Raw genomic sequence first — 20,113 nt, 5'->3', positions numbered from 1 at the left:
TCCGTCGTAACTAAAACAGACCTTACGCCCCAAAATCGACATCAAACGCTTGGTAAAAGGCTTTATCAGTTTCGGCAATGATCCAGGCGAGAAGAATGACATGGTGCCCGTGCTTATCATCAGGCAGTGTTACTGATGAAGTCTTTTTCGGCTGTAGCTCGTTCCTGTGCTCACTGAAAGGACTCAAATCAGAAACATCACTCCACATTAACCCGTCTTGCGAGTTAGCGTTGAAGTGGTTATCAGACACGTAGTTATTCCCCTTGAAGTCAGCTCGGGTAAGAGGTGTACTTTCATCCCAGCCCTCTTTAGTAATAAACCACCGGTAGCCGCGCGTCAAATGTTCAGCGTGATACACCCATTCAATTTTAAATTCGGCTCCTCTGGTGACGCTCAAGCGAGGCCACTTATCGGCATAACCTTTACCGTTTTTCTTTATTTCTTCAATAATCCCTTTATCCGTAAGGTTTACACGTGCCCACCTACCACTATTCCCGCCACTGAGTATAAGCCCGTCTGCTGGGGGATCAGTAAGCGTAGAAGTTAAGTCGACAGGTACATCGACACGAGGGAAATCGTGTGCGTAACCATAGGTCAGGTCGGGAAAGTTTTTGCCTCCTTCCATGGAGACCACTTCCCATTCCAGTAGCAGCTCTTTCTCCATGGCATAAGAACCACGGGATGCTGGGCTTATTACCCTGCCGTGCTTGGGGCGCGCGGTATCAGATTCATTCATTTCCATACCCTCAGTTGTCGAATCAGGCATGCCTTGCCTGTTGCACAATTGAGTACTTACTTTCGTAAAGCGGATAGCTAGCAGTTCAACCAGTAGATTTTTCGGTGGAAATATGAGGTGCATAGCGCCTCGCCAAAAGTCGCAGGCTCTTTTTACCACTGCCTGGTGCTACCGGCCAGGCAACAGCGTTCACTTTCGCCGCCCAATAAAAAACCCCGCAGACGTTAATCTACGGGGCTTTGAATAGTGGAGGCCGAGGTCGGAATCGAACCGGCGTAGGCGGATTTGCAATCCGGTTATGAAATACAAGCAGGCTGCGGACTGTAGCGATATTTGGTTCCGAAATAGAAGCGAGAAAAGTCCTCTGGAGCCCTCGTAGAATGGGGACTATACTTTTTATTTCGGAACTGATTCACGGTTGATAAGGGTTATCGTACTGAGTATTTAGCCACTACCGCGACCGGCAGCAACCGTAGCGGTAAGTACCACGACGCTCCCAGACCTATCGTACCTCAGCTGTTTGATCGACCAAAAAACCGGCAGCGAAACATCATTGAGCAGATGTTTCGCAATCCAAGAAGAAACGTCCGTCAGCTGTGATCAAAAAAACCCTCATAGCTATTCACAAAATCTTTCAAATTCATTGTTAACGCCTCCAAATCTGGAACAATACCTGGTTTCATTGGAGGAAGATCCATACCTCTTGCTTGAGCGATAGAACGCACACATAGTTCGGCTTTTGCTGCACTTCCACGCATATCAGGTACAGCATGTACCCCCCACCAGTGTATCTCTGCAAGCGTCTTTAATGCACGAGCATCGGATATCGTAGCGTCAGTAGCAACTCCGTAAAGCCCTTCGACATGCTGCAAAATTTTCGGAATGTGCTCGGCATCCGTATGAACTATTACATAAGGTTCGCCTATATCATTCATACCAATCCTGCGCATATTTGGATAAGGTTCTTTTGTCCGGTCAGCATGACGATCAGTGGTCATCCATATACACGTAAGTAGTAAGGGTTCACCGTCAATTTTTCCGTAGACTTTAAAAACCTTGCTCTTTGGTAGGGTGCCTGTGGGCCTTCTAATATCTGCATCTTTACGCTTTGCGAATCTATCCTTTATATATTCGTATGGCCCTGTAAGAGGAGTAATGAACTCACGAGGCCAATTGGGATCACGGATATCGGCAAACTCCTTTGCCTTGTCGCCGGCTCTGGCGCTTCTCCAATCACGTGCCTCGTCCCAAGCCTCACTAAAACTATTGATATTCCCCCCAGCAATCGCGGCGCCCAACTCTCGGCTTTTATGATAAAAAGACTGGCCATACTCCATCTGGTAGGGCGTGTGATCTCTATTAAAATTAGGATTCGGCCAACGAGCCACACCGACTAACGATTGTTGATGCTGAGTTAACCGGCTGTCTTGTGGTCCTTTAAGCTCACCGAACCTTGGGGATCTCGATGTAGAATTCACACTAGAGTATTCAGCTCTAGAATGATCTGGAGAATTCAGACTATTTGCTCGAAAACTCCCAGACGAACTAACCGACATATTTGAAGATGCACAACCCATACCCCTTTCCCTTTAAGTTAATTTCGATTAAAGCAGCAATAAAAACATTACAACTGCCTGTGATTTTTTTTAAAAATTGAGCCGCAGACATATATTCTTAGCTTGATATATCTGCAATTCAATCACTGACGAATAGTTTATTACCCATCTATGAGTGGACAAAAGCGCTTAGCCAGTTCCAAATCAGAACAGCATCCAGATGAAAAGAATTTCACATTAAAATAACAAACCCATATCACGGGTCGGCACGTCTATCGCATATCTACGACGCTTTTTCTCAAAGGCAGCCTGCGGTTTAGTCGATTGTAGGTCGTCACGTGAGAAAAAAAGACGATGGCGAATCGAAGCTATTCTCCGGTCCAATCTCCTGTATTCTGCCGACGAACACCGCTCCCCAAACCTGAACCACCTAAAAACTGTATACCCATACAGTGGTTGAGAATCACTCATCATGAACATCGACTACGCCGAAGACTGGGCCTTTCTGCCCCACGGAGGAGCAGATGCTCAATATGCGCACCTGATCTCAGAAGAGAACAGGCTGCTGCGCGATGAGGTAGACCGATATCGGAGACATGTCACCAAGCTGATCAACATGCACAACGATGCAGCGCTAGAGCGTGACAAACTCAGGGTCAAGCTGAGAGACGCAGAAAGCCGGATATCCGACCTCCTGCGCGACGCTTGTGACTCATGGAAAACTATCAACTCCCAGAAGTACGCAATCGACCAGTATCGTGAAGTTATGAGAGTTGCAGGAATCGGCCCGGAAAGATGGGGTGGCCAGGATCGGTGAGCCCCTGAAGTATTGGATCCAAGTTAGGGCTGGAACCATTTTAACCTCTATGACCACTGATTCGTCATTCAATAAGCCGCAGAGGTGCAAAATGCAAGTCGGACTCAGTGTGACACGCCATATCCCGTCCAGTAACGAAGCGCATTCGGTTAAGGAGCCAGAGTTACCTAACCAAAACAGCAGTAATTCTGCTGAAGACGAAAAAACAGCACTAAAAACTAGTGCAGCCAATCATGAAGATCGTGCATTACTTGCCACCAAGACAATATTAGGAAGACAAAAGATAGAGCCACCTGCCTTTGGAGGATTCTTTAAGAAAAAATCATCTAGACACGAGTCCGGAAGTTCAAGTTCCCATGTGGAACGCTCAAATGTGAATTCCGAACCGGCCGAGTGCCCGTCGTTCCATCTAGAACACGTACCCTTCGTTCCCCAAGGAAATGAGCGAATGGGATGCTGGTATGCCTGTGCAAGGATGGTTGGACACTCTGTCGAGGCGGGCCCACGGTTAGGATTGCCAGAGCTCTACAGTCCGCGTTCCGGCCACGGCCGCTTGGGAGAATTTGATGACGTCGAGCGCTTTATTCAAAACGAAGGTTTGTCTAGAGTAGACCTGCCAAGTAATAGGGAGTTTTCGCACGAACAACTTAGCTCACTTCTTTACAGGCATGGTCCAATTATTTTTGGGTGGCAGACTCCAAGTAACAGTTGGCATATGTCAGTTCTTACAGGTGTCGATCCAGCTTCCTCTAAAATAATTTTCCACGATCCTCGTCATGGACCTAACTTTATGATGCCAATTAGCGAATTCAACCAACGTCTAGCGTGGCAGGTCCCACACGCAATGCTCTATCGGTAAGTCGCCCTATGGATTTGTCTGAAAAGTCAGACCGCAGCAACTAACTGCTGTGATAAACACTGCGCTAAAGAGGGTATATACCAATGGGAAACTTCTGTGTAGGCGGCTCATCGATGGCCCATCAGGTGAACTCACCAGACCGACTTGGCAACAACTCGGATACATCCAATCACGTTACCGCCAGTCAATTTCTGAGCGTCAGACACCAATTGGCGGACTCTTCTGGTCTAACTAGAGAACAGAATTACTTCATTAATCATCGAGCATCTCAAGATCTGAGAGGTCGCTACAACAATCTCTATGAACGCACTCAACGCATGCTTGATAGGGCGAGTATTCAGCATAGGTTTATGACGGGACTCTCAGTACTCTCTCTAGGGTCGCAACCCTATGAAGACGTTGCCCATATGCGTGGATTTATATCTGAATGGAGTGAAATGCGCAAATCTGTACAGGATGAAATGGACACTAATTCTGGCTCTTCAGAGCGTTACTTTCAAACTATGAATCCAGACGGGCCTGATCAAAATCACCTCCTGAGACCTAGCCCTTACGGAAATCGGTAATAACCTCAGGCAGTGTGCGACTTCAGAAAGACCGTCGTACACTGCCTGCATACATGGCTAAAACTTGCTTAGTTCTTTACGAAATATGGTCCTAAGGCAGATATAGGCTTGAGGACTGAATCTACCGCGTGTAGACGCAGATCCCGAGCTTGTTTTGGAGGTATAGCCAATTCAAGAGTTAAGATCCGCCATTTATATCTAACGCCTTCCTAATAGAGCCATTCTTTAGATTTTGCGAATCCCAAACTGTGCGACCTTGACTATCGAGTTCTGCGGCACGCCAGCGGCCAGGTACAGCCCCATCCGTGAGGTGATCACCGTTTCAGTCAGGTCGATCGTTCCGCGCTGCGTTTCTAGCTGCCCGGAGAAGCTGGCCGGCGTGGTGAATGGCTCCTGATACTTGTCCATTGAGCGATAGTAGAACGTGGTCGAGGCGCCGCCGACAAGCTTGGTGATGGTCAACTCGGCTTCCCACGCGAGTATTCCGCGCGACTCCCCCGCGATCTCCACCGCCGACACCATTTCGATAACGTCACCGGCGGCCAGGTTGGTATTGATGACGTTCGCTGTTGGCTGCACGTAGATGTAGCCGCCCGCCGCGGCCATGTTGCCGCCTAGCTCGATGCACTGCGCTTCGCCATAAGCAGCAGGCTCCTTGAACCAGCGCGTGGTGATCCCGGTCAGGGCAGAGCCCACGGCTTTGTAGCCGTCAGCCAGCACCGAACCGGCCACGGCGTTGACACCAGCCGGGAGAGTGCCGCCAGTGCCCAACATCATAGGGTTTGCATTGAGGCAGCCGAACGGGCGAATGGCCGAGTAGATATCGCCAGCGTCCGTGGGCAGCGGGATACCGGGAAATTCGAAATTGGCAGTGATGATTGGCACCACTCGCGAACTGATGAAGTCGGCACCGAGAATGTTCGGATGCAGCCCTTCAACCGTCATGGCCTCGGTGAAGCCGTCCCAAATGTTCACCACAGGTACGAACTGGCTAACGTAGCTCAGCACCCAGTTTTTGTAGGCGATCGCATCGGCCAGCGCCTGACCGGTCAGCGCCCTGCTACCGAAACGCGGCGTACCAGTGCCGACGATCAGGTACTTGCCAGGCGTGTTCAGGAACGCGGTGACGATCTTCATCACATTGGCTTTCGTATCGGCGAGGCTCATACCCGCCGTGGTGCTGTCGTTGGTGCGTGACAGCAGCAGCCACAGGTCGGCCGTAGACGAGGCAATGCAGGCCGGTAGCCTGGCCAGGAACTGCCCGGTGTGGTCGCCGAGCTTGCCCTGATTGTCCAGGTAGCTGGGAAACAGGCCGGTGCGCGCCGCGATCATCCCGGCGTAACCGTAGGCCTCGGTGCCGAACGCCGTCGCCGCAATGGTGTGGCAATTGCCCGAGAAGCTATCGCCGAGCAGGCCCAGGCCGCGTCGGATCGGCTGGCGTCGAGGGATGGGATTGACCAGAAGGCTCATGCGTATACCTCAAATGCAGCACCACCAGCTGGCACGATGCGGATCGTCGCGGGTGGAAAGCTCAACTGATAGGCACCGTCTTTCCAGAACGTGTCGGTATTGATCCAGCTATCCCCTGCCTGGATCTGGACTGACACCGAGCCGCCGTTCGCCTTCACTGCCAGCGTTACCTTTATGGTGCGGTCGTAGTTTTCCTGCTTAATCGATGTCTGCATTTTGCCTCCAAAGTACATAAAAAAGGCGCGAAGCCTCAGAACAAGCCCCCAAGCGCAGACGGCTCCCAATTCATGATCACGAGCTCTCCACTGACCTCGCTCTTGCCTTGTCGCTGATTCGAAGTGGTGTAGCGAATATCCACCTGCTCAAAATGGAAACCGTCAAAAACCTTCCTGATGTCAGGGTGATCATTGATGCTCACCATCACCTTTCCTTTACATCTCCGCATGAAGTCGGCCATTCGCTCGTAGTTTTCGAACGGGAAATCCACGCCATAGCCAGCGGTTTTCCAATACGGGGGATCCATGTAGTGAAAGGTGTGGGCACGGTCGTAACGCTCGGCGCAGTCCAGCCAAGGAAGGTTTTCGACATACGTGCCAGAAAGCCTCTGCCAAGCAGCGGAAAGGTTTTCCTCGATCCTCAGCAGATTTATGGCAGGACCAGTTGTCGCGGTCCCGAATGTCTGGCCAGTAACCTTGCCTGCGAAGGCGTGATGCTGGAGATAGAAAAATCGGGCGGCTCGCTGAATATCGGTAAGAGTTTCAGGGCGGGTCGTTTTTTGCCACTCGAACACTTGCCTGGAGCTAAGCGCCCATTTGAACTGGCGTACAAATTCTTCGAGATGGTTTTGCACCACCCGATACAAGCTAACCAGCTCGCCGTTGATGTCGTTCAGAACTTCAACAGGGGCGGCCTGAGGTCGCATGAAGTACAGCGCGGCTCCACCAGCGAAAACTTCGACATAGCATTCATGTGGCGGGAAAAGGGGGATAAGCCGGTCGGCGAGGCGGCGCTTGCCGCCCATCCAGGGAACAATTGGGTTAGTCATGTGCAAGCCTTTACTGTATGGATAAACAGGTGCTAGGCTCGCCGCGCTTTGTGCACAGAGCGAGGGGCCTTGGCTGGACTTGCAGGAATAGTCTGCGGTTCGGTGGCTGGAACGGATGTTGACGCATCCTTACCAGCCGCTCCTTTTGTGCGTGAAGCACGAATTCTAATCAGGCCTACGGTCTGGCTTGATTGATGGTGTTGGATAGCTCATCGAAAAGGCGATTACATGCCAGCCCGGCTACTCGGGCAGAGTCAGCATATTTAGCGAGCTCTCCCGCTCGCGCGTCAGACCTGCTGAGCAGCTCGGAGAGCACCATGGCGGCACGGCTGGCTGCCTTGCCTCGTTCGGAAGCTCCGGAATTGCTGGGCACACAACTTGAGGTGGCTGCCATCTTTCCGGCTTCGATGCGCAACCGGTCGCCAGCAGCGTCAGCGACAACAGCATCGGTAAGCGCAGCGGTCTGTTCTTGTCTTGCATTGTTTGCTACCTGGTTGGCCGCTTTCTGACGGCGTTGCTCTTCGGTTCGGTATTCGGTGGTCGTCGTGGCCACCGCTTCGGATTGGGAACTGACTTCCTCGGCCCACTTCGCTTTCCAGTCCAGGTCGGTGACGGTCACGCCGTGCAGGTAAGCCCCGTACAACGCACCGGCCAGCGCCAGCAGGATCAGTAATAAGCCGCCGACCCGTGCGTAAAGACCGCTCACGCCAGCACCTCAAGCGCGCGGGCATACAGCGCCTGCCGATCAGCCAAGCCATTCGTGCCACCATTGATACGTTTGGTGATGGTCAGGAAGTCGCCCTTGTCGGCCAGCGTGTTGAGAGCGGCCCGGTGCCAGAACCACGCCGCCGACATAGCGGCGTGCTGCGGCAGTTCGAGCAACTCGGGATGGTTGATCAGGTCGAGGCCCAGTGCTTCGCCGCATTCCTCGTAATTGGCCCTGCCCGTCACCTGGATCAGTCCACGGCCCCGAAATTTCGAGCCATCACCCGCAACGGTGTTGCCAAGGTCCTTTCGGCCCTCGTAACCCAGCTGCTGCTTGGTTGGGCCCCAAATCTCACGGACGTAGCGCAGCTGACCGGACTCATGGCCGACCTGGGCAATGAATGCAGCGATACGCAGCGGGGTCACGATCTGGTACTTGCTCATCGCTGTGTTGAGGACGGGTGCAAAAACGCCGGCTTTCTGGCCGGCGTTCGGGAGGATCTGCAGTAGTTGCTGCGCGGTGATCGGCATTTAGGTTTCTCCAGGCAAAAAAATACCCGCTCAATGGCGGGGTGCGGGTGTTGCTGTGCGGGCGTTACGCGGTGGCAAGTTACGATGTCGGCTGGATTGACGCCTTGAATGCCGCCATCTCGGTGCGGAAAGCCTCGAACTCTGCATGCAACGCTACCAGCTTGGCACGTAGACCTTCAGTTTTAGCGTTTAGCTCTTTGGTGCCGCCCATCACGTCGGTGATCAGCGCCATCGGGTCGAGCTGCTGGATGCGTGCGTTGCCGCTTTCGTCGACGCCGTCCTTCTCGCCGGTCACGGCCAAGGGGTTTACCGCCTGCGCCTCATGCGCAATCAAGCCTTGATAGGTGGTTCCATCGCCTCGGAATACTGCGCCGAACACCTTGCGCTGGTAGTTGACGATTCTGTAGGCATCGATGCGATCGAGGTACGACGGCACTTTCGCATCGGCGATGTACTTCTTGAACCGGTAGTCAGACCCGAACAGCGTCATGGTCCCGACATAGGTGTTGTCGATCCACACGTCGACGTTTGAGCCGGTCCAATTGTAGTTATAAACCGTACCGCCACGCCCTGCACTCAGACCCGCCCGGCACCAAGTGCCCGCCGATGCCAGTCGCCCGGTGACTTCATAAGCCCCCTGCAGGGTCAATATGCCTGCAGCTGAGTTTATAAGCCTGACGTCGTAGTCGGCGGCTGTTTTGCCGTAGTGGAAGTCGATGTAAGGACTGGTGTTGTTGAGTTCAAGCCCGGCAAAGGTCGGGGCTGAATCTGGCCCTACGCCCAATGAATTCCGGGCTGTTGCCTGAGAGTTACCCCCGGTTCCGCCTGATGCAATGCTGATCGGGGCAGCAGTTACAGACAGCGACGGCACAGTCAGCAAACCGTCGTAGCCGTAGCTCATGCTTGGCCCGGTGGCTGTATTACCGGCATTCACTGATCGCCAAGTGAAACCACCAGCACCACCGCCACGGTTTACAACGAAATGGCCCTCGCCCTGCGAGCCAGAGTTCCAGCCCATATACATGCCTTGCACGTTGTAAAGCGCGCTTGCCTGCTGCACCCCCACCTCAGAGAACAGCACCCGCCCGTCAGTGCGGCCCGTACCACCCTTCACTACCGGGACGGTATTCTCAACGGCAACCGTGCCAAGCTCCAGACCTTTACGCGCATCAGCCGCTGATGCTGCGCCAGTCCCGCCCTTGTCCACCGGCAGAATGTCGTAATTGCCGGTGCTGCGCAGCGCAGCAAGCTTAAAACCGAACTGGTTCACCAGCGCCCGGAGCGCATCGGCTGAATCTTTGACGTAGCCTTGCAGAGGAGCGAGCGCGTACCCACCAGCACCATTGCTGGCGCCTTGGTAGTTTGGCGATATCGACATGGCCGTATCACTGGCGATGTTCGTCACCTCGTACCAGCCGCCGTCTGGGCCACGAAAGCCATCACCAACGCGGCTATTTGCAATGAAGGCCGTACCACTACCGATAACGGCGTTCGAATTTTGGGTGACGGAAACCGTCCCGGTTTTATACCAAGGCATGAGGGCAACTCCAAAAAAGTGCTTAGTTATAATATCTAGAGGCAGGAAACTTACAGACCGGTATAGCGAAGCAGGTTTCGTTCATCCCTTGGTAATACCAATAGCCACCGCCCGCGATTTGAGCGTTTATTTGTAAAACTGGCACGCTGTTACTCAGCAAGGTAAGGCCCGCAAACTGGACGCCGTCTGCAAACCACATGACACCCCGGTCTATGCTGGAAATGCAAACAAAGTCGTCAGCATCAATGGTTAGGTTGCTATTATAAATATCAACCATATCGCCTTTTTGTAGTGTCCAGTTTTTGGCGAACTTACTGTACCTCACAATCTTGTCGGCCGACGAAAATACTATGCGCCAAGCATCGTCCCGAATATTCATACCGTAGACCTCGGGGCTTGGCTGATCAGCGAACTTGCAAGCGACGTACTCCATCGAGTAATTCTGCACCGCCCCGCCAAACCTAACTGCCGAGGTCACCAAAAATCCAGTCCAGTTACCGGGTCCTCCCGACATGGTGGTATAAATCCCCAAGTCAGGATGACTACCGGTTATATGCCTGACGAAAATCTGTGGCGGCTCTTGGGTCAGAATTGGCCGGGCGAACACAACAGAACCAAACCCTTCCTTGTCGGTATACCGGGAAGTAATAGCGAACTGGCCCCGCTCGGAAAAGACCAGCACCTTGTACTTGCTACCGATAATAACCGAGCTCGCCCCATTAACTGCGGAGAAACCATAGTCCACCATCACCCCACCCTCACAACTTCCACTACAGACTCAACAGCATGTTCTATCCATTCATCCCTGAATCGCCCACCTACCCCGGTAGGGCGTCTTCTATTGACGTAAGTAAATATTCCGATGCTCGTTCCTCCCAAATCCTTATAAGTGGGAACATACCCCCACGCATCAGGATTGCCAGGCTGTCCATAGGAGGCATACTGCCTTGGGGTAATCAGCACGAAACACTTCGCAGGATCATAGTTCGGTACATCCATCAGGATATAATCACTACGAATGCCCTCACCGCTCGTGCGAGAAGCTGGTATCACCATCGAAGCCAGCTTTCTGATAGTGAAATCTTCCATCCCTAACGTCTGGACGTTGCTGGCGTCTCGCACTCGCACTCCATAAATATCCATCGTTTCTCCGAAATGCTTTATCAGTACGAGGTTAAGACGCCGTCAATCGACCTACAGCCGTGCGCTCTACCAAGTTGGCGTCATAAACATAAAGACCCCGGTTGTTTAGAAGCACCGAGCCTTCCGCGTCCTGACTGCGAATATTCACCGCACCCGTTACGAAGTTGAGTTCTAACAAAGGCTCACCGCGTGAGTTCTTGGCCTGAGACGTGATCGACATTCCCGCAATGATTTCTCTGATAAAGGCCGTGTTGATGATTGCGGTGTTGATGAACACCTGCCCGCCTTGCACCACAAACGGCGCAATCATCGTTCCGCTGGCCTCGTCCAGAATTGCGAAGCGTTGCGCAAACGCAAGTATCTGCGACTCCTGCTCCTGACCCTCGACGCCCACCGCCAACCCGGCCATCACCGTGCGCCCGCCAACCGTGGTGGACGTTTTTATGGTTGTAAGTGAGGAGACCTTGCCGCCGAGCGCCGAAACGGTTTTTGTAGCCGTTTCAGCATTGGCCGACGCCCCATTTGCCGTCGATTGCGCGGTGCTTATCTGTCGGGTCAGGGCACCGTCCGCATCCGCTCTCGCTGCTGCTTCGTCCCTTACGGCAGAAGTTGCACCGCTGGCGGTGGCTTGTACCTGCTCGATTCTGGCGGCGAGCGCGCTGTCTGCATCTGCTCTGGCGGTTGCTTCGCTCCGGGTGGCGGCCTGATTCGAATCGACCGCCGCACTCAATGTTGTCAGCTGCTGGGCGGTAGCCTGCCTGTCCGTAGCAATTGTCGTTTCGACGATGCTGATTTTCGACTCGTTGCCACCGACACGTGCATCCAGCAACGTGGTGCGTTGGGCCTGGGCGAAATCCTGCTCAGTCCTGACTTTCACTTCCTGTGCGTAGCTGGCTGTGCTGTCCCAGCCCTTGAGCGCATCCAGCAGATCGCCCTCCCCGCTGTCTGACCGATACTGGGCCTGAACCGCCTGCAGTTGGCTGGCTGTCGCGCTGGTCTTGCCGTCGACCGTTGCGATGTTGGCTGTGTTTTTGGAAACCTGATCCGCCTGGGCGTTGGCCGAGCGAATCGACTGGCCGGTGTTGACCCAGTACGTAGGGTTCGGCGGGCCGTTGGCGCCGTTCGCAGCCGCAGGCACTGCCGCGATGGCCGTCCAGAGGTTGTCACCCACGCGCACGGTGTTGTCCCGCACGTAGGTATCGGTGGGCACGTAGACGAGCGCATCGGTAATTGCACCGATTTCGCTTTTCAGCTGCGCGATCCGCTTATTTACCGAGTCGTCCCCATTCCCTGAAATCTTCCCGATTTCGGTGAACAGCTCTTCGCCCAGCGCTGAAGCCTTGATCTTGCCGAGGAAATACTGCTCGTAAGCGAGCTGGTTGACACTGACCTGTCCGAGCACACCTTTATCTGCTGGGAACCAGGGCCCTACGTTGCCAGACCTGTCGACAATGCGCGCCCAAAAGAACAGGTTCGTCCCCGGCGTGATGTTCTGCATTTCATGGCTGGCTTGCGGATAGGCAAAGTCTGCAAGCTTCGTCGCAGTAGCGCGATCATTGATCTTGCTGTTCCATATTTCAGTACGTTGAGCATCTTCTGCGCCTGGCGGGAAAGTCCATTTAAGGCCAATCCCGTATATCAGAGGCGTGGTAGTCAGCGACGTAACAGCCGGCGGCAAGCTTGTCTTGCCCTTCAGGTTTGTCAGCAGGGATGTAGTCGGGAGCGATGACACGTTCAAAGCGCTGACAGCGCGCACCCTTGCCATGTACTGGCCGGAGTAGATGCCGGGCACGTCAACCAGCAGCTCACCGGTACGCGGCACCTTGACCCACTCACGCGAGCCCCAGCGCCATTCCACGTCATACGCTACCGCGCCTGGCGCAGCGTCCCAGCTGATGGTCATGTTGGTGACAGCGATACCCTGCTCAATCACAACGTGTTGCGTCACGAAAACCGCGCCAGGCGCAGGCTGCACGCCCACCGGGACGCCGCTGATTGGGCGGATATCCACCACAGCGCCGAAATCGATGGCGTCGAACTTGCTCGGTTCGTGCTGGATGCACTCGAACTGGTACTGATGCCATTCCGGGCGCGTGATGTTGCGCACCAGAAACTGCATGGTTTTCAGGTCGTCGTATTCGAGTATCCAGCCGCATTCCGATTCTGGCACTTCGCTGAAGCTGGCTGCGATAGTCACACGCCGCCCACTGATTGAAGTGATCACACGGGCCTCGGACTTGCCGCTGGGCAGGTTCACCCGCAGCTTGGCACCGGCCGAAATATCGATGTCACGGTCAACAGTGATAACACGCCCCGCCACTGCGCTGATGCGCCCACCGTTCGCACGGCCAGCCAACATGGGGTTGGCCACGGCGATGATCTGACCAGGCTTCGGTATCTGCCCGTCGAGGCCAACACGAAAGGTCGCTGGCCGCGTCTGAGTCTGCTCAGTGATAAGCGCGTATTGCCCTGCCCGCTGCGCCTGCCCGAGCGAGGTGCAGCCGTAAGCGTCCACCGCCAGTTCGTTGACCGATCCAGATTCGGCCATCGCCACGTCATCAAAGACGGGCTCTTTGTCTGTCTTGAAATCCTGAGCCGGGTTATCCCAGGTCACCATCGCCAGGTTGTGACGGTCGCGCGCACGGGTGCCCGAATACTGGATTTCGCCGTTGTTGAGGATTTGCGAAGGGTTGTAGGTGTAAACGGGATCGCCAGGCATATCGGCGGTGAACGTGATCTGGCTGCCATCCCAAGTACTCATGCCGTGAAAGATGGCCGACAGGTCTTGCAACACCGCGTAGGCATCCGCCTGCTTCTGCAGGTAGATGTTGCAGGTCAACCGAGGGTGCGTGCCGCCCATACCGTCCGGCACCATCTGATCGCAGTACTGCGCGATGCGGTACAGGTTCCAGCGATCCACCATCGTGGCATCGATTCGGTGACCCAGACCGTAATACGGGTTTAGCGAGATGTCATAGCAGACCCAGGCCGGGTTGTTGGTGTACGCGAGCTTGAACGTCCCGTCCCAAATGCCGTTACTCGTCCCGGCGCCTGACGTGGCATAGGCCCGCGTTTCAGGATCGTAGTTGGTCGGCACGCGCACGATCATGCCGCGCATGTGAACCGCGATCTTGGCGATGTCGCCGCCGAACTGTTGAGCGTCATATTCGACGCAACCCACCGCGGTGAGCGGAAACTCTTGGTCGCTGTCCACCACCTCAGCGACCGCATCAATGAACATGGCGTCCTGAACCAGAGAGCTGTTCGCCTCTGCCGTGATCCGTCGCACGCGCATGGTCCAGCGGCTGCCCGCAGGAAGATTGATGCGGTGGCTGCGCTCGTACTTCGTGATGTTCTTGCGGTCCACAAAGTCTTTGAGCACCTGGACGAGAGGGCCGCCGTCGGTGGCCAGGTCAATGGCATATTCGATTCGCACGCCATTGACGTTGCCGCTTGCATCCTGCGACTGGAGTTGCGGCCAGCTGAAGCGAACGCGCACCGCGTCCAGCACCGGGTTGGTAATAGTGCGCAGGTACGGCGTGGTGCTGAGCAGTTGTTGGTTTACATCGACCTCGTTGCTCGACTCGGCAATGCCCTCAAGACGCGGCTGATTCAGCTCACCGTTGCGGAACTGCCATTTCACGCCCGGGAAATTAACGGTGCCGTCCTCGGCCACGAGCGGTGTGCCGTCCAGTTTCACGGAGCGCAGGCCGTTCACCGGGCCAACAATCGGCCCCCAGCTCCACAGATAGACGATGCGTGCGGTGGCGATAGAAGCTGTGCCGTTCGTGGCAATCGTTGGCTGCTTCTGTTTCGCCTCGCCGCCCTTGCTCCCGCGAATGCTTCGCGCTGCTGCCGCACTTCCCATACCGCCCCCAGAAAAAGAAAAACCCGCCGAAGCGGGTCTGGTGTTACCTGATGATCAAACCTGATCTTGTGTATAGATGCCGCCCGACTCGACGGCGCCGCCAATCTCGCGCTCGCCGTACAGCACCGGGTAGGGATTGCCCTGAGCAACGGTGGTGACGGCCCCGCCGAACCCATAGCTAGGGTTGTTGCCGTCGTCATTCTTATTGCCGGTAGTAGCGGTGGTCGTGGGGGAAAGCATCTGCACAACCCCGCCAAGCCCGACAGCCGCGCCAGCAGCGAGCAGGCCCACGCCAAGCGCTGTAGTTGTGCCGCCGGTGAACAAGCCGCCTACAACCAACGCGACACCCAGCACGACCTGGAACAGGCCAGCCTGCTTGCTGCCTTGGATCAAGGGCACGATACGAATATCGGTGTTATCGCTGCCCTGCATGTCGAATTCGGCCTCGCCGGCGTTGCGCTTACCGCAGAAGACGCTGAACACCAGTCCGCGCTCTTCGCCCGTCCGCAGGAATTTCTCGAAACCTGGTTTCATTGCGCACAGGGCGTTCACCGCATCCCGCACGCTGTGTACGTCGATGCGGTACTCACGCCCGAAGTGCTTGCGCAGCACGCCGTACAGCTTGATGGTGCGCATGGTCATGGGGTGTATTCCTTGTGGCGCAGGATCAGTTTCACGCGGTTGGCCATCGACCAGCCGTAAACCTCCCGGGCAGCCAGGCGACCGGGCATGTGGTGGTAGATGAACGGACCAACGCCGCCCAGCGCCGGAGCGTCCTCGCTGTGCAGGCTGGCATCGGCGCCGAGGTAGATCGCGGCATGATTCGGGAAGTGGCAGGGACGACCTACAGTTGGTATCTGAAAAATTAGCATGTCGCCTCGCTGGGGCTGCTCAACCCGGACGAAGCCACATGCTTCATAGTTGTCTTCGTAATGGCTCGGGCTGTCAGGATCTTCCCACCACAGCTCTTTGCGTTCGAAGTTCGGCAGCGGCAGCGCGGCCTCGCGTGCGTACCAGTCGCGGCAGGCCGACCAGCAATCGAGCAGGCCATGCGAGAAGTCCCGGCCAAGCAGCGGAGCCTGGAACCCGGTCGGCTTGAACCACTGAATATCGCCGCCGGGCCAGCCTACAATCGCCCAGGGCAGTTCGTGCAGCTCGCAGCTGACCAGATCGGTCATGCTCGGCGTGGCGGCTCGGTCCGGGTGGCTGTGAACGATCGCCAGTACTTCGCCCCGGTCCTCTGCTGCCGCCGCGTCGTGTTTGTCGATCAGGAAGTGCTGCAGCGGGTCGGTGGCCACGTTGCCGCACGGCACATACTCGCGGCCTGCATCGGTCTTGATCAGCAGCCCGCAGGCCTCGGCCGGGTGTGACTGCTCGGCGTGCGCCCGCATGGCATCCTGAAGCTTTTGATTGATTCGCATGGTTACCCCTTGGCGATCAGGCTCGCGCCCATTGATCCGCCGAACCGGCGGGTATTGCCGCGCAACTTGCAGCTGCTCCACCAGCCGCCGCAGCGGTCAAGCGCAGGGTTGTCGGTGGGTTCGTTCTTCTTATCGAACATCGCGGTGCCGGTGTAAGCGCAGGCCTCCTGCCGGTACTGGCCACGCATGGCCCAGCGGCACAGCTTGGTGATCTGCTGGGCAGGAAGCTGCTGGCCTTCCATGTCGATGGGGCTGGACAGCTCGAACCCGACCGTCGAGAAGTTTTCTTCGGTCTTCTGCTCGATTTTCCACAGGCTGACGCGGCTCTGATCCGCGGCATCTGGGTTGCCCCCGTCGAAGTTCGCGGCATCCAGGAAGTGCTTGAAGGTTTCGATCACCTTGAAGTCCGCGCCAGCGAGGTCCTTGAACTGAAGGCAAATCGCTGAAACTGCTCGCGGAATTCCCGACAGCTCATTGGCCAATTTGAGCTTCGGCGTTGCTGGCCGACCATCACCTCGGATATCCAAGCCGGTGACCTCAATCTGGATCGGGGAATACAGCTGCCCCTGCCAGATGATGTCACCCTCATGCTCATGCCCGTGGAAGCGCCAGAGCGTTGCTCCAAGCCGGGTGGCATCCAATTCGTATAGACGAATCTGGTTGCCGGGCTCCAGTTTCTGGATGTCCGCGCTGTAAATCATGGTGGTTACCTACGAAAAACCCCGCACTCGGCGGGGTCAGGGTTTGAAGGTTTGCTTGAAGTTCGTGGACAGTGAGTGCAGACCGTTGCCGAGGGTCGACAGTTTGTAGCCGTTTGCTGCGTATCGGCCTTGCCCGCTTCCCGGCGGTGTCCAGAGGAATGACTTGAAGCCCTCATGCCGATCAAGGAAGTCCTGAACCTGCTGGAGCTTCTGGCCCGCGCCGAACCGCCCGGTCACCGTCACGTCCCACGCCTGCGATTTGGTGTTGATGCCTACGCCGCCTGCCTGGGTGTAGCCGTCGCCAAAGTCGTTCGACCAGGTGCGCTGCTTCACGTCCCCAGACGCTCCGACCTGTACATCAAAATCGAATGTCTCAGCCATTACGCGCGCCTCCAGAGCAAGCCGCCCTGCCCCATTTCACGCTGCAGTACGCTGCGCACCTCTTGAGCCAACGCTTCGCCAGCAGCTTTACCCTGTCGCATTGCATCTGCATCGCTGACGCCGGGCTGGGCTTGCACGGTAACGGGTGCGTTGATGGTGATCGGGGTGCCGCCGCCCCCGCCAGTTCCAGACTTGTCGGCGAGGTACTTGGTCAGGTCGCGGTTCTGGTTAGGGTTGAGCACTCGCTCGCCACCATCGAGCAGCCAGGTGCCTTCCTTCGGGATGTTGTCCATACCGTTGTGGGCCATGCCGGCTAGAGCTGATGCGGATACAGAGGCCACCATCGGTGCGGTTGCAGCAGCAGCCGCGATTGCTGCGGCCGGCGCGGCTGCGGGGCCAATCAGGGGAATACCGGCGGTCGATGCGTAGGCATTCAACGCGGCCTGAGCCGATGCCGCTTGTGCGTTTGCGATAAGACCCGCTGCCGCCGCCGACTGCCCGCTTTTGCCAACGAGCAACTGAATGCCCTGGTAGATCAACCACTGCGCGGCCATGTCGGAAAGCGCATTGATCACCGACTTGCCCATGTTGCTCGCAAAATCCGCAATCGCATCGCCAGCGTCCTTTGCGCCGGTTACCACATCGGAGAAAACGTCGCCCAACCCGCCGGTCAAATCATCCAGACTGCCAGACACGAAATCAGCTGCGATGGCGGAATAGTTTTCGGCGGCGTCTACGTAGTCCTGCCAAGCATCGCTTACGCCATCCATCCACTTGGACTGGGCTTCGTCGACCTGGTTGTAATAGTCCTGCTGCTTGACCATCCGTTCAGCCAGCGCGTCGGAGAGCATGCCGGTCTCTTTGGCGTACAGCTCGGCGCTGATATCGCCGGAGTTGCGCTGCGCCTGGAGGTCCGCAGCCTTGCGCGCATAATCCTCCTGAATGGCCATATCCTGCTTCAAGCGGTCCCGGGCCTTGTCGCCCATCCCAGCGCCAGCGAGCTCCATGTCGAAGCCAGCACCGACGGAAGCATTTTCATCTTTGAGGGTCGCAAGGAAGCTGACCGCCTTGGCCTCTTCCTCGTTCGCAACCTTGAGTTTTTGGAGAGCATCCAGCTCCGATGCCAGCCCCTCGAGGCGCTTCTGCTGAACAGCGTTGATCCCGACCAGCTTGCCCGACGCGACTTCGAAGCGAATCTTGTCCACTTCCGTGGCGTTTTTCTGCGCATCCGCGCTGGTATTGATCAGCGCGATCTGGCGCTGCAGATCGGTCTCGGAGCCTTTGAAGGTATCGCTCAGTTTCTTCGCCGCCGACGCAGCGTCTTTTGCAGCCTGCTTGGCTGCTTCCAACGCTTTGGGGTCGACTCCGCTACCTGTTCCGCCCTGATCACTGAAGCCAACGCCGCCAAACAGGCGCTGGTACTCGCCCGCCGCAGCACGCGCATCGGTGATGTATTTCTGAATCGTATCGCCCGCGAGTGGAGTTTCGAGACTTGCTTTAATCCCTGCCGCTGCCTCAGCGGCAGCGCCAAAGTTCACTTTAGCCTCATCGCGCAGGCGGACACTGTCTGCTATGAACTGTTTGGATACATCACCAATGGTGAACTTTGCCAATCCCCCCGCGACATCCGCCATCATCGAAGATGTGTAGCCAACTGCCGTCGCGTACATACCGACAAGGGTATCCGAAACGATCTTGAATACTCTCGCAACTCCATCGCCAGCACTAACGACAAATGCAGTTACGGTAACAAGCTTGTCGCCCATCTCCCCGACGACCTTTGTTACACCGCCGCCCGCTTTGACGCTGTCGTTAAGGTCTTTTGTCAATTGCTGAACCACTGGCATGAAATCATCAGCGATCTTGTTTTTTGTCCCCTGCAAGTTCTGCATGAGCCCCACAAGCTCGCTCGAAAACTGTTTCGAGACGGCTATGGTTTGAACGCTGAGAATAGCGCCGGCGGACTCCGCAGCATCGCCCAGCTGCTTAAACTCTTTCCCACCGTTGCGCAATAAGGGAACGAGCGCGCTAGCCTCGTCGGCAATGCCTTCCATATAGAAGGTCATTTCAGCCTGGGAGACATTTGCTTTCTCAAGGGTCGAAACATACAACTGAAGAGCTTCGGCGCTGTTGAGCTTTTTGAAACTCTCCGCTGTCACGCCGACCTTCGGCGCGATGACCTCGAAGAAGTCTTTCAGCTCGCCGCCGCCGGTGTTGAAGAAGTCGCCCAGCTTGTCGTTGGTATCCTTGAAGATGTCCGCGAGCTTGTCCTGCTCAACGCCAACAGTTTTCGCGCCCGCCGCATACTTCTGGAACTCGGTTGTTCCAAGACCAGCCAGCGCTGCAAGGTTGGAGATTTCCTTAGCGCTGCCGGCCGTGTAGGCGACCAACCCTGTCAGAGCGGCAGGGACAGCTGCGATGGCAACGCCCACACCCTTGGCCAGGTTTTCAAAAGACTTGGCAATTTCCGCGTTGCGTTTCTTTGCCTCTTGGCTCGCCCTGTCAAGAGGGCCAGTGAAGGAACCGATCCTGGCCACCAAATCCAGCGTGAGCGTGCCCAGTGACTTGCTCATTCAACTCGCCTCCAAAGGTAAAGCCCGCTGTGCGGGCCTTTTAAGTTTTATGCCCAGCTTTCCATAGCCTGCTCGAGACTGATGGGCGGCTCGACCTCATGCTGCATGAAGTCGAAAATCTTGTACGGACCGTCCTTGTAATTCACGTTGGCGTACATCATTGCGAGCAATGCCGATCCGCGTTCCACCCGCATGCCGATGTTC

18 protein-coding genes and 2 pseudogenes are annotated in these 20,113 nt (G+C 56.0%); 4 read left to right on the top strand and 16 right to left on the bottom strand.

The genetic code is table 11. The features are described 5' to 3' along the window. Nucleotides 1-22: 22 nt before the first annotated feature. Nucleotides 23-766, bottom strand: a complete 744-nt coding sequence (locus tag ALO43_RS24505) for a lytic polysaccharide monooxygenase auxiliary activity family 9 protein (RefSeq protein WP_054998352.1) — start codon at nt 764-766, stop codon at nt 23-25. 465 nt (nt 767-1,231) lie between these two features. Between ALO43_RS24505 and ALO43_RS32250 the strand changes: the two are divergent. Further along, a pseudogene (locus tag ALO43_RS32250) lies at nt 1,232-1,327 on the top strand (IS5/IS1182 family transposase); the annotation flags it as partial. On the opposite strand, the gene xopAH reads toward ALO43_RS32250, so the two are convergent. Next, nucleotides 1,327-2,313, bottom strand: coding sequence for a XopAH/AvrB family type III secretion system effector (xopAH, locus tag ALO43_RS24500; protein WP_054998227.1), 987 nt, complete (start codon nt 2,311-2,313; stop codon nt 1,327-1,329). The pseudogene ALO43_RS32250 and the gene xopAH sit on opposite strands and share 1 nt — an antisense overlap. 451 nt (nt 2,314-2,764) lie before the next feature. Here xopAH and ALO43_RS29600 point away from each other — a divergent pair. The 3 genes and pseudogenes from ALO43_RS29600 (at nt 2,765) to ALO43_RS29590 (ending at nt 4,534) form a co-directional block, all read left to right on the top strand. Next, a pseudogene (locus ALO43_RS29600) lies at nt 2,765-3,109 on the top strand (hypothetical protein). A 91-nt stretch (nt 3,110-3,200) separates the two neighbouring features. Continuing rightward, on the top strand, nt 3,201-3,968 hold the full coding sequence (locus ALO43_RS29595) for a papain-like cysteine protease family protein (RefSeq protein WP_083492254.1): 768 nt from the start codon (nt 3,201-3,203) through the stop codon (nt 3,966-3,968). 83 nt (nt 3,969-4,051) lie between these two features. After that, nucleotides 4,052-4,534 (top strand): type III effector, encoded by a 483-nt coding sequence (locus ALO43_RS29590; RefSeq protein ID WP_083492242.1) that lies wholly within the window; start codon nt 4,052-4,054, stop codon nt 4,532-4,534. Nucleotides 4,535-4,759: 225 nt separating this feature from the next. Here the strand turns inward: ALO43_RS29590 and ALO43_RS24490 are convergent, their stop codons facing one another. The 14 genes from ALO43_RS24490 to ALO43_RS30990 all read right to left on the bottom strand — a co-directional run bounded on the left by ALO43_RS24490 (nt 4,760) and on the right by ALO43_RS30990 (nt 20,103). Further along, nucleotides 4,760-6,004, bottom strand: coding sequence for an SGNH/GDSL hydrolase family protein (locus tag ALO43_RS24490; protein ID WP_054998226.1), 1,245 nt, complete (start codon nt 6,002-6,004; stop codon nt 4,760-4,762). Beyond that, nucleotides 6,001-6,219: a hypothetical protein gene (locus tag ALO43_RS24485; RefSeq protein ID WP_024669238.1), complete on the bottom strand. Its 219-nt coding sequence runs from the start codon at nt 6,217-6,219 to the stop codon at nt 6,001-6,003. Before ALO43_RS24485 ends, ALO43_RS24490 begins: the two co-directional genes overlap by 4 nt. Nucleotides 6,220-6,254: 35 nt before the next feature. Beyond that, nucleotides 6,255-7,049, bottom strand: coding sequence for a DNA adenine methylase (locus ALO43_RS24480; protein ID WP_031595240.1), 795 nt, complete (start codon nt 7,047-7,049; stop codon nt 6,255-6,257). A 175-nt stretch (nt 7,050-7,224) separates the two neighbouring features. Further along, nucleotides 7,225-7,755 carry a DUF2514 domain-containing protein gene (locus tag ALO43_RS24475; protein ID WP_054998225.1) on the bottom strand — a complete coding sequence of 177 codons (531 nt, stop codon included), beginning with the start codon at nt 7,753-7,755 and terminating at the stop codon, nt 7,225-7,227. Continuing rightward, the gene (locus ALO43_RS24470) at nt 7,752-8,285 is read right to left on the bottom strand and encodes a glycoside hydrolase family 19 protein (RefSeq protein WP_054998224.1); all 534 of its coding nucleotides are present in this window, start codon (nt 8,283-8,285) and stop codon (nt 7,752-7,754) included. Before ALO43_RS24470 ends, ALO43_RS24475 begins: the two co-directional genes overlap by 4 nt. Before the next feature lie 79 nt (nt 8,286-8,364). Next, nucleotides 8,365-9,822, bottom strand: a complete 1,458-nt coding sequence (locus ALO43_RS24465; protein WP_054998223.1) for a tail fiber domain-containing protein — start codon at nt 9,820-9,822, stop codon at nt 8,365-8,367. Between the two features lie 22 nt (nt 9,823-9,844). Then, on the bottom strand, nt 9,845-10,570 hold the full coding sequence (locus tag ALO43_RS24460) for a hypothetical protein (protein ID WP_054998222.1): 726 nt from the start codon (nt 10,568-10,570) through the stop codon (nt 9,845-9,847). 426 nt (nt 10,571-10,996) lie between these two features. After that, complete coding sequence (locus tag ALO43_RS24450) at nt 10,997-14,833, bottom strand: TipJ family phage tail tip protein (RefSeq protein WP_054998221.1); 3,837 nt, start codon at nt 14,831-14,833, stop codon at nt 10,997-10,999. A 54-nt stretch (nt 14,834-14,887) separates the two neighbouring features. Beyond that, nucleotides 14,888-15,475, bottom strand: a complete 588-nt coding sequence (locus ALO43_RS24445) for a tail assembly protein (protein ID WP_005893813.1) — start codon at nt 15,473-15,475, stop codon at nt 14,888-14,890. Next, nucleotides 15,472-16,254, bottom strand: a complete 783-nt coding sequence (locus ALO43_RS24440) for a C40 family peptidase (RefSeq protein WP_054998220.1) — start codon at nt 16,252-16,254, stop codon at nt 15,472-15,474. Before ALO43_RS24440 ends, ALO43_RS24445 begins: the two co-directional genes overlap by 4 nt. A 2-nt stretch (nt 16,255-16,256) precedes the next feature. Beyond that, a complete protein-coding gene (locus ALO43_RS24435; RefSeq protein WP_054998219.1) occupies nt 16,257-16,955 on the bottom strand; it encodes a phage minor tail protein L in 699 nt (232 codons plus the stop codon). A gap of 36 nt (nt 16,956-16,991) precedes the next feature. After that, nucleotides 16,992-17,336 (bottom strand): phage tail protein, encoded by a 345-nt coding sequence (locus tag ALO43_RS24430; RefSeq protein ID WP_054998218.1) that lies wholly within the window; start codon nt 17,334-17,336, stop codon nt 16,992-16,994. Beyond that, on the bottom strand, nt 17,336-19,909 hold the full coding sequence (locus ALO43_RS24425) for a phage tail tape measure protein (RefSeq protein WP_054998217.1): 2,574 nt from the start codon (nt 19,907-19,909) through the stop codon (nt 17,336-17,338). Before ALO43_RS24425 ends, ALO43_RS24430 begins: the two co-directional genes overlap by 1 nt. Nucleotides 19,910-19,956: 47 nt before the next feature. Beyond that, nucleotides 19,957-20,103, bottom strand: coding sequence for a hypothetical protein (locus ALO43_RS30990; protein ID WP_167346621.1), 147 nt, complete (start codon nt 20,101-20,103; stop codon nt 19,957-19,959). Nucleotides 20,104-20,113: the final 10 nt, after the last annotated feature.

The organism is Pseudomonas tremae, assembly GCF_001401155.1.
Classification (GTDB): Bacteria; Pseudomonadota; Gammaproteobacteria; order Pseudomonadales; family Pseudomonadaceae; genus Aquipseudomonas; species Aquipseudomonas tremae.
The sequence above is the reverse complement of the archived record's forward strand: the minus strand, read 5'-3'. Positions and strand labels throughout refer to the sequence as shown.

Coding starts and splice junctions, on each gene's coding strand:
- ALO43_RS29595 (WP_083492254.1), top strand. CDS start 3,201: ATGCAAGTCGGACTCAGTGTGACACGCCATATCCCGTCCAGTAACGAA.
- ALO43_RS24490 (WP_054998226.1), bottom strand. CDS start 6,004: ATGAGCCTTCTGGTCAATCCCATCCCTCGACGCCAGCCGATCCGACGC.
- ALO43_RS24505 (WP_054998352.1), bottom strand. CDS start 766: ATGCCTGATTCGACAACTGAGGGTATGGAAATGAATGAATCTGATACC.
- ALO43_RS24425 (WP_054998217.1), bottom strand. CDS start 19,909: ATGAGCAAGTCACTGGGCACGCTCACGCTGGATTTGGTGGCCAGGATC.
- ALO43_RS24480 (WP_031595240.1), bottom strand. CDS start 7,049: ATGACTAACCCAATTGTTCCCTGGATGGGCGGCAAGCGCCGCCTCGCC.
- ALO43_RS24470 (WP_054998224.1), bottom strand. CDS start 8,285: ATGCCGATCACCGCGCAGCAACTACTGCAGATCCTCCCGAACGCCGGC.
- ALO43_RS24450 (WP_054998221.1), bottom strand. CDS start 14,833: ATGGGAAGTGCGGCAGCAGCGCGAAGCATTCGCGGGAGCAAGGGCGGC.
- ALO43_RS24430 (WP_054998218.1), bottom strand. CDS start 17,336: ATGGCTGAGACATTCGATTTTGATGTACAGGTCGGAGCGTCTGGGGAC.
- ALO43_RS24435 (WP_054998219.1), bottom strand. CDS start 16,955: ATGATTTACAGCGCGGACATCCAGAAACTGGAGCCCGGCAACCAGATT.
- ALO43_RS29590 (WP_083492242.1), top strand. CDS start 4,052: ATGGGAAACTTCTGTGTAGGCGGCTCATCGATGGCCCATCAGGTGAAC.
- ALO43_RS24445 (WP_005893813.1), bottom strand. CDS start 15,475: ATGACCATGCGCACCATCAAGCTGTACGGCGTGCTGCGCAAGCACTTC.
- ALO43_RS24440 (WP_054998220.1), bottom strand. CDS start 16,254: ATGCGAATCAATCAAAAGCTTCAGGATGCCATGCGGGCGCACGCCGAG.
- ALO43_RS24485 (WP_024669238.1), bottom strand. CDS start 6,219: ATGCAGACATCGATTAAGCAGGAAAACTACGACCGCACCATAAAGGTA.
- xopAH (WP_054998227.1), bottom strand. CDS start 2,313: ATGGGTTGTGCATCTTCAAATATGTCGGTTAGTTCGTCTGGGAGTTTT.
- ALO43_RS30990 (WP_167346621.1), bottom strand. CDS start 20,103: ATGCGGGTGGAACGCGGATCGGCATTGCTCGCAATGATGTACGCCAAC.
- ALO43_RS24460 (WP_054998222.1), bottom strand. CDS start 10,570: ATGGTGGACTATGGTTTCTCCGCAGTTAATGGGGCGAGCTCGGTTATT.
- ALO43_RS24465 (WP_054998223.1), bottom strand. CDS start 9,822: ATGCCTTGGTATAAAACCGGGACGGTTTCCGTCACCCAAAATTCGAAC.